General features: G+C 67.9%; 14 protein-coding genes. 10 read left to right on the top strand and 4 right to left on the bottom strand.

The window, feature by feature from the left end; genetic code table 11:
• Window positions 1-59: 59 nt before the first annotated feature.
• Together AU196_RS08255 and AU196_RS08260 are read right to left on the bottom strand one after the other, a co-directional pair.
• Window positions 60-2,048 carry a prolyl oligopeptidase family serine peptidase gene (locus tag AU196_RS08255; RefSeq protein WP_059094625.1) on the bottom strand — a complete coding sequence of 663 codons (1,989 nt, stop codon included), beginning with the start codon at window positions 2,046-2,048 and terminating at the stop codon, window positions 60-62.
• A 27-nt stretch (window positions 2,049-2,075) separates the two neighbouring features.
• A complete protein-coding gene (locus AU196_RS08260; RefSeq protein WP_059094626.1) occupies window positions 2,076-3,917 on the bottom strand; it encodes an NAD(P)/FAD-dependent oxidoreductase in 1,842 nt (613 codons plus the stop codon).
• Window positions 3,918-4,034: 117 nt separating this feature from the next.
• Here AU196_RS08260 and AU196_RS08265 point away from each other — a divergent pair, with 117 nt between their 5' ends.
• From AU196_RS08265 to AU196_RS08300, 8 genes are read left to right on the top strand one after another with little or no spacing between them, the layout of a single operon-like run.
• Window positions 4,035-4,832 carry an acetoin reductase gene (locus AU196_RS08265; protein WP_197415731.1) on the top strand — a complete coding sequence of 266 codons (798 nt, stop codon included), beginning with the start codon at window positions 4,035-4,037 and terminating at the stop codon, window positions 4,830-4,832.
• 43 nt (window positions 4,833-4,875) lie between these two features.
• Window positions 4,876-6,195 (top strand): GAF domain-containing protein, encoded by a 1,320-nt coding sequence (locus AU196_RS08270; protein WP_059094628.1) that lies wholly within the window; start codon window positions 4,876-4,878, stop codon window positions 6,193-6,195.
• A complete protein-coding gene (gene adh, locus AU196_RS08275) occupies window positions 6,192-7,715 on the top strand; it encodes an aldehyde dehydrogenase (protein ID WP_059094629.1) in 1,524 nt (507 codons plus the stop codon). Before AU196_RS08270 ends, adh begins: the two co-directional genes overlap by 4 nt.
• Entirely contained in the window at window positions 7,716-8,210 is a 495-nt protein-coding gene (locus AU196_RS08280) for a DUF779 domain-containing protein (protein WP_059094630.1), read from the top strand. It abuts the gene before it with no gap.
• 28 nt (window positions 8,211-8,238) lie between these two features.
• Window positions 8,239-8,517, top strand: a complete 279-nt coding sequence (locus tag AU196_RS08285) for a putative holin (protein WP_059094631.1) — start codon at window positions 8,239-8,241, stop codon at window positions 8,515-8,517.
• Window positions 8,510-9,052, top strand: a complete 543-nt coding sequence (locus AU196_RS08290) for a hypothetical protein (protein WP_059094632.1) — start codon at window positions 8,510-8,512, stop codon at window positions 9,050-9,052. The genes AU196_RS08285 and AU196_RS08290 overlap by 8 nt, the downstream gene beginning before the upstream one ends.
• Before the next feature lie 31 nt (window positions 9,053-9,083).
• Complete coding sequence (lpdA, locus tag AU196_RS08295; RefSeq protein ID WP_059094691.1) at window positions 9,084-10,478, top strand: dihydrolipoyl dehydrogenase; 1,395 nt, start codon at window positions 9,084-9,086, stop codon at window positions 10,476-10,478.
• Window positions 10,475-10,744, top strand: coding sequence for a hypothetical protein (locus AU196_RS08300; protein WP_059094633.1), 270 nt, complete (start codon window positions 10,475-10,477; stop codon window positions 10,742-10,744). Before lpdA ends, AU196_RS08300 begins: the two co-directional genes overlap by 4 nt.
• A 3-nt stretch (window positions 10,745-10,747) precedes the next feature.
• On the opposite strand, the gene AU196_RS08305 is transcribed toward AU196_RS08300, so the two are convergent.
• Together AU196_RS08305 and ramB are read right to left on the bottom strand one after the other, a co-directional pair.
• On the bottom strand, window positions 10,748-11,284 hold the full coding sequence (locus AU196_RS08305) for a carboxymuconolactone decarboxylase family protein (protein ID WP_059094634.1): 537 nt from the start codon (window positions 11,282-11,284) through the stop codon (window positions 10,748-10,750).
• The gene (ramB, locus tag AU196_RS08310; RefSeq protein ID WP_059094635.1) at window positions 11,281-12,705 is read right to left on the bottom strand and encodes an acetate metabolism transcriptional regulator RamB; all 1,425 of its coding nucleotides are present in this window, start codon (window positions 12,703-12,705) and stop codon (window positions 11,281-11,283) included. The genes AU196_RS08305 and ramB overlap by 4 nt, the downstream gene beginning before the upstream one ends.
• A 178-nt stretch (window positions 12,706-12,883) precedes the next feature.
• Here ramB and AU196_RS08315 point away from each other — a divergent pair, with 178 nt between their 5' ends.
• Window positions 12,884-13,660 carry an acyl-[acyl-carrier-protein] thioesterase gene (locus AU196_RS08315; RefSeq protein ID WP_059094692.1) on the top strand — a complete coding sequence of 259 codons (777 nt, stop codon included), beginning with the start codon at window positions 12,884-12,886 and terminating at the stop codon, window positions 13,658-13,660.
• Between the two features lie 266 nt (window positions 13,661-13,926).
• Window positions 13,927-15,213, top strand: coding sequence for an isocitrate lyase (aceA, locus tag AU196_RS08320; protein WP_059094636.1), 1,287 nt, complete (start codon window positions 13,927-13,929; stop codon window positions 15,211-15,213).
• The last annotated feature ends 49 nt before the right edge of the window (window positions 15,214-15,262 follow it).

Below are 15,262 nucleotides of genomic sequence, written 5' to 3' on the forward strand. Positions count from 1 at the left end.
ACGTTCGACTATATCGACGCCCACTGACAAACCTCGAGGTCGGCGGAGCGCCGGCGCCGCTACCCGCCCAGCTTCCGCCACAGGAACTCGTAGATCAGCGCCGCGCGGAACGCCGCCTGGGAGTTGTCCGCTGCGCCGCCGTGGCCGCCCTCGATGTTCTCGTAGTACTGCACCGGTTGCCCGGCGTCCTCGAGCGCCGCGGTCATCTTCCGCGCATGCCCGGGGTGCACCCGGTCGTCGCGCGTCGACGTCGTGATCAGCACCGGCGGATACCGGCGTTCGGCCGAGATGTTCTGGTACGGCGAGTACTTCGAGATGAACTCCCAGTCGGCTGGGTCGTCGGGGTTGCCGTACTCGGCCACCCACGACGCCCCGGCCAGCAGCAGGTGGAACCGGCGCATGTCCAACAGCGGCACGCTGCACACCAGACCGCCGAACAGTTTCGGATACTGCGTGAGCATGATCCCCATGAGCAGACCGCCGTTGCTGCCGCCCTGAGCGCCCAACTGCTCGACCGTGGTGATGCCGCGGTCCACGAGATCCGCTGCCACGGCGGCGAAGTCCTCACCGACGAGGTGCCGGCCCTCGCGCATCGCCTGGGTGTGCCACGTCGGCCCGTACTCCCCGCCGCCGCGGATGTTCGCCAGGACGTAGGTGCCGCCGCGCGACAACCACAGCCTGCCCAGCACGCCGTCGTAGCCGGGCGTCCGCGCCACCTCGAAACCGCCGTACCCACCCAGCAGCGTCGGCCCGGGGGACTGCTTGTGCCGGTGGTCGACCACGAAGTACGGAATCTTCGTGCCGTCGGCCGACGTGGCGAAGTGCTGGTCGACCTTCAGGTCGGCGGCGTCGAAGAACGAAGGGGCGCGCTTGATCTCGGCGAGCTCGCCACCCGCGGTGCCGTGTAGCAGCCGCGAGGGGGTGTCGAAGCCGCTGGAGTCCAGGAAGATCTCGTCGCCGAGGTCGTCGGCGGCCACGATCACGGTGTTGGTGTTGTCGGGCAGTCCCGGGACGGGCTGCGACGTCCACTCACCCGGGGTGTACACCTCGACGCGGCTTGCGACGTCGGCGAGGGTGACGACGACGAGTCGGTCGCGGGTCCACGCGTAATGGTGTAGGCAGGTGTGCTCGTCGGGCTCGAACACCACCCGCAGTTCCCCTGTGCCGCCGCGGTATTCGTCATACTTCGCGGCGAGCAGCGAGCCTGCCCGGTAGTCCAGCCAGTCGGTGCGCAACTCGATGAGCAGCCACTCCCGGTGCACCGACACCGTCGCGTCGGTCGGGGCGTCGATGCGGCTCAGCTCGCCGTCGCGCAGCTCGTGGACCTCGTCGTTGAAGAAGTCGACGGCGCGGCGCACCATGGTGCGTTCGAATCCGGGGGTGCGGTCCACCGATGCGGTGACGATGACGTCGGTCGGCTCGCCGCTGTACACCGTCTCGGCATCGGCGAGCGGCGTACCGCGACGCCACCGCTTGACCAGCCGCGGATAACCCGAGTCGGTCAGCGCGCTCTCACCGAAATCCGTACCCACCAGCACGGTGTCGTGGTCCTCCCAGGCGATCGCCGTCTTGGCCTCGGGGAGCTCGAACCCACCGTCGACGAATTGCATTGCGCTCATGTCGAATTCGCGCACGATCGCGGCGTCCGCGCCGCCCCGGGACAGGCTGATCAGCGCACGGGTGTGGTCGGGTTCGAGGACGTCGGCCCCGGCCCACACCCAGTTCTCGTCGTCGGCGCGAGCAAGGTCGTCGACGTCGATGACCACCTCCCACTCCGGCTCCTCGGTGCGGTAGCTCTCCAGCGTGGTGCGCCGCCACAGACCCCGTGGGTTCGCCGCATCGCGCCAGAAGTTGTAGAGGTGGTCCCCGCGCCGGCGGACGTAGGGGATGCGGGCATCGGTGTCGAGCACCTCGAGCGCCTCGGTGCGCATCTGCTCGAAACGCTCACCGCGGAGGTCGGCCAGGGTCGGCTCGTTGTGCGCCCGCACCCAGTCCAGGGCGTCGTCGCCGGTGATGTCCTCGAGCCACAGGTACGCGTCGTCAGTCACGCCCCCATTCTGCGTGACCGCCGGCCGTCAGCTCAGGTGGTGCACCTCCTGCAGTCCGTACACCGGTGTCGGGATGCCTTCGTAGCGGGCCTTGAGTTGCAACGCCAGATACAGCGAGTAGTGCCGGGACTGGTGCAGGTTGCCGCCGTGGAACCACAGGTTCTCCTGTTGCGTCGGCTTCCACATGTTGCGTTGCTCGCCTTCCCACGGCCCGGGGTCTTTGGTGGTCGACGAGCCCAGTCCCCACACCTTGCCGACCTTGTCGGCCACGTCCTGGCCGATCAGATCGGCGGCCCAGCCGTTCATCGAGCCGTAGCCCGTCGCGTAGACCACCACGTCGGCCGGCAACTCGGTCCCGTCGGCCAGCACTACCGAATCCTCTGTCAGATGGGAGACCTCCCCGTGGGCGAGCTTGATCGTGCCGTCGGCCACGAGATCACACGCGCCGACGTCGATGTAGTAGCCCGAACCGCGGCGCAGGTATTTCATGAACAACCCGGAACCGTCGTCGCCCCAGTCCAGTTCGAAGCCCGCGGCGGCCAGTCGTTCGTAGAAGTCCCTGTCCCGCTCGCGGATCGCGTCGTAGATCGGCGTCTGGAACTCGTGCATGATCCGGTACGGCAGCGACGCGAACGTGAGGTCGGCTTTCTCGGTCGTCATCCCCGCCGCCAGCGCGCGCTCGGAGTACAGGTCGCCGAGCCCGAGGTCCATCAGCGAATCCGACTTGACGATGTGGGTGGAGGAGCGCTGCACCATCGTGGTGTCGACGCCGTTCTCGACCAGCGCCTTGCAGATGTCGTGGGCGGAGTTGTTCGACCCGATCACCACGGCCCGCTTGCCGATATAGCGGTCCGGCCCCGGGTGGGCGCTGCTGTGGTGTTGCTCGCCGCAGAACACGTCCTGGCCGGGCAGCGTCGGGACGTTGGGCTTACCCGACATGCCGGTGGCCAGGATCAACTGCGTCGGGTGGAGCGTGAGGCGTTCGCCGTCCCGGTCCACGTCGACGGTCCATGTCTTGGTCCGGTCGTCGAACGACGCCGACAGACACGTCGTCTTCGACCAGTAGGGCACCTCCATCACCCGGGTGTAGAACTCCAGCCAGTCGCCGATCTTGTCCTTCGGCGCGAACACCGGCCAGTTCTGCGGGAACGGCAGATACGGCAGGTGGTCGTACCACACCGGATCGTGCAGGCACAGCGACTTGTAACGCTTGCGCCACTGGTCACCCGGGCGCTCGTGGCGGTCCACGACGATGGCGGGCACCCCGAGCTGACGCAGCCGCGCGCCGAGCGCGATGCCGCCCTGGCCACCGCCGATCACCAGCGCGTACGGCTGAACGGTCCGCCCCAGCGCCGCCTCCTCCTCGGCCCGCTTCTCGGCCCAGGACCGGGGATCGGGATCCGAGCCGTGCACCGCACCGAGCACCCGCGACGGGCCCTTGCGCTCCTCGTGGCCCTTGAGTTCCTGCAGGGTGGTCAGCAGGGTCCAGGCCACATCATCTCCCGCGGAGTCGCCGCGCAGCCGCAGGTGCCCGACACCGCGGCCCGCTGCGGTGTCGAATTCGATGAACGCGGTCGTGACGTCGCCGTCGACCGTGGGCGTCTCGCGGGTGCGGAAGCCTCCGGGATCGGTCTCGGCGAGGCGAGAAGACAGCATGTCCGCGATGCCGTCGCGCCCCTCGAGGGTCTTGAGGTTCCACGTGAACGCGACGAGGTCGCGCCAGAAGCTGTCGGTCGCGAACTTCGCGACCACCCGTTCGACGTCGCGCACCGCCAGGGCGGCCTCGAAGTCGGCGAGCCAGGCGTCGACGCGCTGCTGCGGCGTCAGGTCGGTGGTCGGTTTCCGACCATTTGCAAGGGTCTGTGTCATGTGACCCAGGGCACACCGTCGCCACCGCGTCGCACAAGGGTTGCACGCCGTTGCACGCGGGCGTGCAACCCGATGCAACTCTTTCGGCGTGTGGTCGCCGTCACATAGAACTGCGGCATGGCAATGCAGATTCCCGCCCCGTTGGCGGGCAAGGTCGCCCTGGTCACCGGCGCCGGTCGTGGTATCGGCCGGGGCATCGCCGTCGAGCTCGCCCGGCAGGGCGCCGATGTGGCGCTGGTCGACGTCTCCGAGGGCGGTCTGGCCGAGGTCGCCGCCGAGATTGGTGAATCAGGCTCCAAGACAACGACATTCGTGGCCGACGTGAGTGACCGCGAGGCGGTCTTCGCCGCAGTCGACCATGCGGCCTCCGCACTCGGCGGCTTCGACGTGATGGTGAACAACGCCGGGATCGCACTCGTCGGCCCGATCGCCGAGGTGACTCCGCAGGACCTCGCGCGGCTCTGGGCGATCAACGTCGACGGTGTGCTCTGGGGCATCCAGGCGGCGGTGGCGAAATTCAAGGAACTCGCGCGTCCCGGCAAGATCGTCAACGCCTCGTCGATCGCCGGCCACGAGGGCTTCGCGATGCTCGGCCCGTACAGCGCGACCAAGTTCGCGGTGCGCGCGCTGACCCAGGCCGCGGCCAAGGAGCACGCCGCCGACGGCATCACCGTCAACGCCTACTGCCCCGGGGTGGTGGGCACCGACATGTGGGTGGAGATCGACCGGCGGTTCGCCCAACTCACCGGCGCCGCCGAGGGTGAGACGTTCAAGAAGTTCTCCGACACCATCGCACTCGGCCGACCGGAGACGCCGGAGGACGTCGCCGGATTCGTGGCCTACCTGGCCGGACCCGGCGCCGACTACATGACCGGACAGGCCGGCCTCATCGACGGCGGCATGGTCTACCGGTGACCTCGTTGCCGCGTCATTGTGACGGGGAGCACAATCGGCTGTGATGCCTCGTCCGCCCGTCCCCGAACCCGCCGTCGCGGCGGGCGAGGATCCACGCCAGTACGCCCGTCTGATGTCGGCGGTCTACGACGCCACCATGGCCGGCGGCCGCGCCCCCGCCCGGCCCCGCAAGGTCATCGAGGAGTCCTGGCACCGGTTGATGGCGCGTGGTATCGACCCCGACACGCTGCCCGAACCCGAGGTGGAGGGCACCACTCTCGAGGAGTTGCGGCAGGCGTCCGGGCTGATGTCGGTGCTCGAGGATCTCTCGCGCGGGCTGGAATCGCTGATCGTCGAGGGTGACAACATCCTCGTCGTCGCCGACGCGCGCGGCCGGGTGCTGTGGCGGGCCGGATCGCGTGCGGTGCTCGGGTCCGCGGACCGGCTGGGTTTCGTGGAGGGCGCGCACTGGGGTGAGAACGCCGTCGGCACCAACGCGATCGGCACCGCGCTGATGTCGAACAGTGCGGTGCAGGTGTTCTCCGCCGAGCACTACTCCCGCAGCCATCACCCGTGGACCTGTGCGGGCGCGCCCATCAAGGATCCGCGGACGGGCCACGTCATCGGTGTGGTCGACGTGTCCGGCCCCGCGGCGACCGTGCATCCGACGACGGTGGCGCTGGTCGACGCGGTCGCGCGGCTGGCCGAATCCCATCTGCGCGAACAGCACAACCGCACGCTCAACAGCCTGCGGATGGTCGCGGCGCCCATCCTCGCGCGCATCGGCAGCCCCGCCCTGGCCGTCGACCCCGACGGGTGGGTCGCCGCGGTGGATTCGCTTCCGCCGCACAACCGGATCGCGCTTCCCCGCGGGGTCACACCCGGAAGGCTGCTGGTGCCTGCCCTGGGTCTGTGCGATGTCGACCCGCTGCCCGGCGGGTGGCTGGTCCGGTTGGCCGACGACCCCGAGGCCGCGTCGGGGGTCGCGGCGCAGGTGGCGTTGGATCTGCGCAACCCCGACGCGCCGGCGCTGGAGATGGTCGGCCAGGTCGGTGGCTGGCGCCGCGCGCTGAGCCTGCGGCACGCGGAAATCCTTCTGGCGCTGTCGGTTCGGCGTGCAGGCCGGTCCGCGCCGGAGCTGGCCCTCGATCTGTACGGAGACGCCTCGCGCGTGGTGACGGTGCGCGCCGAGGTGTCGCGGATGCGCAAACAGTTCGTCGGGCTGCTGGCCGCCCAGCCGTACCGCATCGCCCACTCTGTGCGCCTGGACGTCCGCTACCCCGTCGATAGGATGCGACTCCTGCCGACCTCGACCGCCCCCGTGGTCCACGCCGCACGGCTCGAACCACCCGAACCCCCATCCCACCAAGGAGGACACGCATGACTGTTTACGCCCGACCCGGTGCTGCCGACGCACTGATGGCCTATGAGTCGCGGTACGGCAACTTCATCGGTGGTGAATGGGTCGCGCCCGTCGGCGGGGAGTACTTCGAGAACCTGACACCGGTGACGGGGCAGACGTTCTGTGAGATCCCGCGCTCGACCGAGGCCGACATCGACAAGGCCCTCGACGCCGCGCACGGCGCGGCCACGGCGTGGGGCAAGACCTCGCCGGGGGAGCGGGCGCAGGTGCTGCTGAAGATCGCCGACCGCATCGAGGCGAATCTCGAATCGCTGGCGCTGGCGGAGTCGTGGGACAACGGCAAGCCGATCCGCGAGACGCTCAACGCCGACATTCCGTTGGCGGTGGACCATTTCCGCTACTTCGCCGGGGCCATCCGCGCGCAGGAGGGGGCGCTGAGCCAGATCGACGAGGACACCGTGGCGTACCACTTCCACGAACCGCTCGGCGTGGTCGGCCAGATCATCCCGTGGAACTTCCCGATCCTGATGGCCACCTGGAAGCTGGCGCCCGCGCTGGCCGCGGGCAACGCGGTGGTCCTCAAACCGGCCGAGCAGACCCCCGCGTCGATCCTGTACCTGATGTCGTTGATCGGTGACCTGCTGCCCGCGGGAGTCCTCAACGTGGTCAACGGATTCGGCGTCGAGGCCGGCAAACCGCTGGCGTCCTCGAACCGGATCGCCAAGATCGCGTTCACCGGGGAGACCACCACCGGCCGGCTGATCATGCAGTACGCATCGCAGAACCTGATCCCCGTCACGCTGGAGCTGGGCGGCAAGAGCCCGAACATCTTCTTCTCCGACGTGATGGCCGAGGGCGACGACTATCAGGACAAGGCGCTCGAGGGGTTCACGATGTTCGCCCTCAACCAGGGCGAGGTGTGCACCTGCCCGTCGCGCAGCCTCGTCCAGGCCGACATCTACGACGAGTTCCTGGAATTGGCGGCGATCCGCACCAAGGCGGTGCGCCAGGGCGATCCGCTCGACACCGAGACGATGATCGGCTCGCAGGCGTCCAACGATCAGCTCGAGAAGGTGCTGTCCTACATCGAGATCGGTAAGGACGAGGGCGCGCGTGTGGTCACCGGCGGTGAACGCGCCGAACTGGGCGGCGATCTCAACGGCGGCTTCTACGTGCAGCCCACGATCTTCGAGGGCACGAACAAGATGCGTGTGTTCCAGGAGGAGATCTTCGGCCCGGTCGTCGCGGTCACCTCGTTCAAGGACTACGACGACGCGATCGGCATGGCCAACGACACCCTCTACGGGCTGGGCGCGGGTGTCTGGTCGCGCGACGGCAACACCGCCTACCGCGCGGGACGCGACATCAAGGCCGGCCGGGTGTGGACGAACTGCTACCACATGTATCCGGCCCACGCGGCGTTCGGCGGCTACAAGCAGTCCGGCATCGGGCGCGAGACCCACAAGATGATGCTCGACCACTACCAGCAGACGAAGAACCTGCTGGTGAGTTACAGCAACAAGGCGCAGGGCTTCTTCTAGATGACCCCACCCCGCGCACTCGTCACGCGCGCCGCGGCGGACCTGCTGACCACACTGCAGGGCCGCCACGGTGCGCTGATGTTCCACCAGTCCGGCGGCTGCTGCGACGGGTCGTCGCCGATGTGCTACCCCGACGGCGAGTTCATCGTCGGCGACCGTGACGTGCTGCTCGCGGTGCTCGACGTCGGGGCCGACGGTGTGCCGGTGTGGATCTCCGGCCCGCAGTTCGACACCTGGAAACACACCCAGCTCGTCATCGACGTGGTGCCCGGCCGCGGCGGCGGGTTCAGCCTCGAAGCGCCCGAGGGCATGCGCTTCCTCAGCCGCGCCCGCGCGTTCACCGACGCCGAGAACGCGGCGTTGGCGCAGGATTCGCCGGTGACCGGTGCTCGCTACGCCGACGGGGACCGCCCGGCCGGCCGGGCACCCGTCGTGGCCGAAGCCGAGGACGCGTGCCCGATACCTGCGAGGCGCGCCGAGCGCATGCAGGGTTGACGCGCCCGGCGGCGTTATCGTCGGATGCGTGATTCCGCTGCCCCGCCCCTGGCTGCTGTCCAGTGCGATGCTGGTCGGCGCCGCGGTCGGACTGGTCGCCGCCGTCACGTCGACGCTGCTCATCACGGCCACCGTCCGTCCCGACGTCGTCATCGGGCTCGTCGTCGGTGTGCCCGCCGTCCTCGGCGTGGTCATGATCCTGTGCTCGGGCCGGCGCTGGGTCACCACGCTGGGGGTGTTCGTGCTGGCCATCGCGCCCGGCTGGTTGGGCGCGCTGACGCTGATCGAGGTGGTCAACGGTGGCTGACAACGGCAACGACACCGCGGGGGGCGAGCACACCTCGCCGTACCTGCCGACGTTCGACACGGGCGGGTTCAGCCGGCCCGATCCGGTGACGCCGCTGGCCGCGAAGCCCGAACACACGCTCACCCTGGACCGGGAACCCGATCCGATCGCCTACGAGGCGCTCGATTTCGAACCCGACTCCGAGCCGATGATCGTGCCGCCCGCGCAACCGGTCGTCCTGCCCGGTTCCTACCAGTTCCTCAAGCGCTGGGTGTTCGCGCTGGTGCTGGCCGGGGTGTGGGTCGTCGCCGCCGCCGTCGGCGCCGGCCTCTACCACTGGTGGGTCGGGGACCTGGACCCCGACAAGACCTGGCCCGTCTACAGCGTGCTCGTCTACCTGCTCGGCTGTACGGTCGCCGGCCTCATCGTCGCCATGGTCGCCAGGAAACCCGTCATCTCGGCGTTGGCCATCGCGCTGATGTCGGTGCCGCTGGCATCCACCGCAGGCGCCGCCGCGCTCTACGGCGCCTATGTATTCGGCTGGATCACACGCTGACACAGCTGCCGCGACCACTAGTGTGGTCAGGGTGACCCACTATGACGTCGTCGTACTCGGAGCAGGTCCCGGCGGATACGTCGCGGGCATTCGCGCTGCCCAGCTCGGGCTGAACACCGCCATCGTCGAACCCAAGTACTGGGGCGGCGTGTGCCTCAACGTGGGATGCATCCCGTCGAAGGCGCTGCTGCGCAACGCCGAACTGGCCCACATCTTCACCAAGGAGGCCAAGACCTTCGGGATCAGCGGTGAGGCGACGTTCGACTACGGCGCCGCGTTCGACCGCAGCCGCAAGGTGGCCGAGGGCCGCGTCGCCGGTGTGCACTTCCTGATGAAGAAGAACAAGATCACCGAGGTTCACGGGTACGGGAAGTTCACCGACGACCACACCATCGAGGTCGACCTCAACGAGGGCGGGACCGAGACGCTGACCTTCGACAACGCGATCATCTCCACCGGGGCCAGCACGAAACTGGTGCCCAACACGTCGCTGTCGGAGAACGTGGTCACCTACGAAGAGCAGATCATGGAGCGCGAACTGCCCGGCTCGATCGTCATCGCCGGCGCGGGGGCCATCGGCATGGAGTTCGGCTACGTGATGAAGAACTACGGAGTCGACGTCACGATCGTCGAGTTCCTGCCCCGCGCGCTGCCCAACGAGGACGCCGAGGTCTCCAAGGAGATCGAGAAGCAGTTCAAGAAGCTGGGCGTCAAGATCATGACCGGCACCAAGGTCGAGAAGATCACCGACGACGGTGAGCAGGTGACCGTCGCGGTGTCCAAGGACGGCAAGTCCCAGGACATCAAGGCCGACAAGGTGCTGCAGGCCATCGGCTTCTCCCCGAACGTCGAGGGGTACGGCCTGGAGGCGGCCGGCGTCGAGTTGACCGACCGCAAGGGCATCGGCATCGACGACTACATGCGCACCAACAAACCGCACATCTACGCGATCGGCGACGTCACCGGCAAACTGCAACTCGCCCACGTCGCCGAGGCGATGGGTGTCGTCGCCGCCGAGACCATCGCCGGGGCCGAGACCCTCCCGCTGGGCGACTACCGGATGATGCCGCGCGCCACCTTCTGCCAGCCGCAGGTCGCCAGCTTCGGGCTCACCGAAGAGCAGGCCCGCGAGGAGGGCTACGACGTCAAGGTCGCCAAGTTCCCGTTCACCGCCAACGGCAAGGCGCACGGGATGGGCGCTCCGGCCGGTTTCGTCAAGCTCATCGCCGACGCGAAGTACGGCGAGCTGATCGGCGGCCACCTCATCGGCCACGACGTCTCCGAACTGCTGCCCGAACTCACGCTGGCGCAGAAGTGGGATCTGACCGCCAACGAACTGGCCCGCAACGTGCACACCCACCCGACGCTATCGGAGGCGCTGCAGGAGGCCTTCCACGGGCTTGCCGGACACATGATCAACTTTTGAGAAACGAAATCGTCGCCGGTGTCGGCGGATTCGTGCTCGGTCATATCCTGTGGCTGGTCGCGATCTCGTTGGCCACCAACACCTCCGACGTCAGCACGTGGGTGCTGGTGGTCGCCGCGCTGTCGTTCGTGGTGGGCGCCGCGCTCGGCTACCTCGGCTGGCGCAGATTCCAGCGCAAGGAACACGTGTGGTCGACGTTCGTGTGGGGTCTGGCGGTCTCGCCGGTGCTGTTCTCGATCGTCGTCCTCGGCGTGACCTACCTGTAGCGCTCAGTCCGGGAAGTCCAGCGGTACCTGCAGCGTGCTGATGGTCGCCGCCAGGCCGTCGTAATGCGCTGCCAGCAAGCAGAATTCGATGAGCTGCGGCTTGGTCAGATGCCGGGCCAGCACCGCCCACGTCTGCGGTGACACCCCGCGGGTGACGACGAACTCGTCGGTCGCGGTGACGAGCACCCGCTGCCGGTCGGTGAGGCCCTCGGCGTCGGGTCCCTCGAAGATCCGGGCCTGCAGGTCGGCGCCCAGGCCGCGGCTGCGCGCCAGCCGGCGGTGCTGCTGCAGTTCGTACTCGCACTCCCGCAGATGGCCCACCCGCAGGATCACGAGCTCGGCGTCCTGACGGGTCAGCTTGCCCAGCCGGCCGAGCAGCACGCCGCTGTAGGGCAGGAACGCCAGGAACAGCAGACGGTGCTGGCCGAGCACGTCGAACAGGCTGAAGCGCGGCGCGCGGATGGCGCGGGCACCGGCCTTGGCGATGACCCAGTTCAGCGGGCCGAGTTCCCGGAGTCCGCCGGGCGCGATGCGGGTCATGTCTGCTTCACCAGATAGGGCGAGACCGTGGACCGGTGCTCGTCGAGGTCGAGGGCGCGGCCCAGCGCGGGGAACGCGCGCTGTGGGCAGTTGTCCCGCTCGCAGACGCGGCAGCCGGCCCCGATGGGCGTCGCTCGAACATTCGAGCCATCAGTTACCTCCAGCCCCTCGGAGTAGACCAGCCGATGTGCGTGGCGCAGTTCGCATCCGAGACCGATCGCGAACGTCTTACCCGGCTGACCATAGCGCGACGCCCGGCGCTCCACCGTCCGCGCCACCCACATGTAGTTGCGGCCGTCGGGCATCTGCGCGATCTGCACCAGGATCTTGCCCGGGTTGGCGAAGGTCTCGTACACGTTCCACAGCGGGCAGGTGCCGCCGCTGGACGAGAAGTGGAACCCCGTCGCGGACTGGCGTTTCGACATGTTGCCCGCACGGTCCACGCGCACGAACGAGAACGGCACCCCGCGCATCGACGGCCGCTGCAAGGTCGACAGCCGGTGCCCGATCGTCTCGTAGCTGACCTGATAGAACGCCGAGAGCCGTTCGACGTCGTAGCGGAAGTCCTCCGCGACGTCGTGGAACTGCCGGTACGGCAGCACCGTGGCCGCGGCGAAGTAGTTGGCCAGGCCGAGGCGGGCCAGGGTGCGCGACTCGTCGCTGGTGAACATGCCCTCGTCGACCATCTTGTCGATGAGGTCGCCGAATTCGAGATAGGCCAGTTCGGCGGCCATCTTGAACACCTGCTGACCGGCCGACAGGTGGGTGCTCATCTCCAGTGTCCGGGTGCCCGGTTCGAACCGGTGCAGCACGGTCTCCCCGAGGTCGATGCGCCGCACGATGTGCACACCGTGCACCGTCGACAACCGGTTGGACAGTTCGCCGGCGAGGTCGCCGCGGTGCATCCGCATCCGGACAGTGAGATCCTCGGCGGCGCTGTCGAGTTCGTGCAGGTAGTTCTGGCGTTGGTAGAAGTAGTCGCGCACCTCCTCGTGCGGCATCGTGATGGACCCGCTTCCGCTGCCGTCGGTGAACCGGTCTTCGGTCGCGGCGGCCAACTGGGTGGTGGTCAGCCGGTAGCGGCGGTGCAGGTTGACCATGGCGCGGGCCAGCGCGGGGTGCGCCGCGACCATGTCCGCGATCTCGGACACGTCGACCTCGACGCCGAGTTCGCGGTCCATCGCCACTTCGCGGAGTTCGGCCACGAGCCGGGTGTCGTCCTGCGAGGCGAAGAACGTGGCGTCGACGCCGAACACCTCGGTGATGCGCAGCAGCACCGCGACGGTCAGCGGACGGACGTCGTGCTCGATCTGGTTGAGGTAGCTCGGGGAGATCTCGAGCATCTGCGCCAGCGCGGCCTGACTGTAGCCGCGTTCGTTGCGCAACTGCCGAACACGCGACCCCACGAACGTTTTTGCCACGTCAACCAGCCTAACAACGCTGCGAACATCGGGCTTCGCAATCGTGCCAAGCCCGGGGCTGTGGCAGTATCGGGTCGCCTGGCCATGTATCGCGGCGGGCGGGTGATCAGGAGGAACACGAGTGACCGGCACGACGTCATCAGGCAAGCCCACCGGTACCACGGGCCTGAACAAGATCATGATGCCGGTACCGGATCCGCACCCCGACGTCTTCGACACCGGCTGGCCGCTGCGCGTCGCCGACGTCGACCGCACCGGACGCCTGAAGTTCGACGCCGCGACCCGTCACATCCAGGACATCGGAACCGACCACCTGCGCGAACTCGGTTACGAGAAGACGCACCCGCTGTGGATCGTGCGCCGCACCATGATCGACCTGATCCGCCCCATCGAGTTCCAGGACATGCTGAGGTTGCGGCGCTGGTGTTCGGGCACGTCGAACCGGTGGTGCGAGATGCGGGTGCGCATCGACGGACGCAAGGGCGGGCTCATGGAATCCGAGGCGTTCTGGATCAACATCAACCGGGAGACGCAGGGGCCGGCGCGCATCGCCGACGACTTCATCGCCGGGTTGCAGCGCACCACCGACATCAACCGGTTGCGGTGGAAGGCCTACCTGAGTGCGGGCGGCCGCGACGACGCCCAGGAGATCCGCGAGTACCCGGTGCGGGTCAGCGACATCGACATCTTCGACCACATGAACAACGCGGTGTACTGGTCGGTGGTCGAGGACTACCTATACAGCCATCCCGAGTTGGTGCAGGCGCCGCTGCGGGTGACGATCGAACACGACCTTCCGGTGGGGCTCGGCGACAAGCTGGAGATCATCCGGCACGTCCATCCGCCCGGTTCGACCGACAAATTCGGCGCGGATCTCACGGATCGGACTGTTACAACGCTCACATATGCCGTCGGCGACGAGACGAAAGCCGTCGCGTGCATCTTCCCGCTCTGACGTTCCCGGTTTAACAGTACGGGCGTACTGACCAGCGAAAACAGGTTACTCGCGAGTAGCTACTGAACCGGTCAAGCTGATCCCGCCTTCGCAACCTTTGCAACTTTTCTGACGCCGTTGGCAAAAGTTGGCGATTGAAACGGGTGGACCTGCGGTTATGCGGTAAGGCATCCTCGCTTTAGCAAGGCAGTGAACCCCTGCTGGTGTTAACAAGCCGAAAGTCCGGCGGCGCCGGCAGCGATGCAAGTAACCGAAGGAGCAGCCCGATGTCGACCGTTGGCACGCCGAAGTCCCCCGAAGAGATCCAGAAGGACTGGGACACCAACCCCCGCTGGAAGGGCATCACCCGCGAGTACTCCGCCGCAGACGTCGTCGCGCTGCAGGGCAGCGTCGTCGAGGAGGCCACGCTGGCCCGCCGCGGCGCCGAGGTGCTGTGGAACCAGCTTCACGACATGGAGTTCGTGAACGCGCTCGGCGCGCTGACCGGCAACATGGCGGTCCAGCAGGTCCGCGCCGGCCTGAAGGCCATCTACCTGTCCGGGTGGCAGGTCGCCGGTGACGCCAACCTGTCCGGCCACACCTACCCCGACCAGAGCCTCTACCCGGCCAACTCGGTGCCGCAGGTCGTGCGCCGCATCAACAACGCGCTGCTGCGCGCCGACGAGATCGCCAAGGTCGAGGGCGACACCTCGGTCGAGAACTGGCTGGTGCCGATCGTCGCCGACGGTGAGGCCGGCTTCGGTGGCGCGCTCAACGTCTACGAGCTGCAGAAGGCGATGATCGCCGCCGGTGTCGCGGGTTCGCACTGGGAGGACCAGCTGGCCTCGGAGAAGAAGTGCGGCCACCTCGGTGGCAAGGTGCTGATCCCGACTCAGCAGCACATCCGCACCCTGACCTCGGCCCGCCTCGCCGCCGACGTGGCCGACGTGCCGACCGTCGTCATCGCCCGCACCGACGCCGAGGCCGCCACGCTGATCACCTCCGACGTCGACGAGCGCGACCAGCCGTTCATCACCGGTGAGCGGACCAAGGAAGGCTTCTACCGGGTCACGAACGGCATCGAGCCGTGCATCGCCCGCGCCAAGGCCTACGCGCCGTACTCCGACCTGATCTGGATGGAGACCGGCACCCCGGACCTCGAGCTCGCCCGCAGGTTCGCCGAGGGGGTGCAGGCCGAGTTCCCGGACCAGATGCTCGCCTACAACTGCTCGCCGTCGTTCAACTGGAAGAAGCACCTCGACGACGCCACGATCGCGAAGTTCCAGAAGGAACTCGGCGCGATGGGCTTCAAGTTCCAGTTCATCACGCTGGCCGGCTTCCACGCCCTCAACTACTCGATGTTCGATCTGGCCTACGGCTACGCCCGCAACCAGATGACCGCCTACGTCGAGCTGCAGGAGCGTGAGTTCGCCGCCGAGGAGCGCGGCTACACCGCGACCCGTCACCAGCGTGAGGTCGGCGCCGGCTACTTCGACCGGATCGCCACCACCGTGGACCCGACCAGCTCGACCACCGCGCTGACCGGTTCCACCGAAGAGGGTCAGTTCCACTAAGTCGCAGAGTTGACAGCGCAGGCCCCGCCCAAGAAGTGTTGGGCGGGGC

Source organism: Mycobacterium sp. IS-1742 (assembly GCF_001500125.1).
Taxonomy (GTDB): domain Bacteria; phylum Actinomycetota; class Actinomycetes; order Mycobacteriales; family Mycobacteriaceae; genus Mycobacterium.

Coding starts and splice junctions, on each gene's coding strand:
- AU196_RS08260 (WP_059094626.1), bottom strand. CDS start 3,917: ATGACACAGACCCTTGCAAATGGTCGGAAACCGACCACCGACCTGACG.
- AU196_RS08265 (WP_197415731.1), top strand. CDS start 4,035: ATGGCAATGCAGATTCCCGCCCCGTTGGCGGGCAAGGTCGCCCTGGTC.
- AU196_RS08270 (WP_059094628.1), top strand. CDS start 4,876: ATGCCTCGTCCGCCCGTCCCCGAACCCGCCGTCGCGGCGGGCGAGGAT.
- adh (WP_059094629.1), top strand. CDS start 6,192: ATGACTGTTTACGCCCGACCCGGTGCTGCCGACGCACTGATGGCCTAT.
- AU196_RS08280 (WP_059094630.1), top strand. CDS start 7,716: ATGACCCCACCCCGCGCACTCGTCACGCGCGCCGCGGCGGACCTGCTG.
- AU196_RS08305 (WP_059094634.1), bottom strand. CDS start 11,284: ATGACCCGCATCGCGCCCGGCGGACTCCGGGAACTCGGCCCGCTGAAC.
- AU196_RS08315 (WP_059094692.1), top strand. CDS start 12,884: ATGATGCCGGTACCGGATCCGCACCCCGACGTCTTCGACACCGGCTGG.
- aceA (WP_059094636.1), top strand. CDS start 13,927: ATGTCGACCGTTGGCACGCCGAAGTCCCCCGAAGAGATCCAGAAGGAC.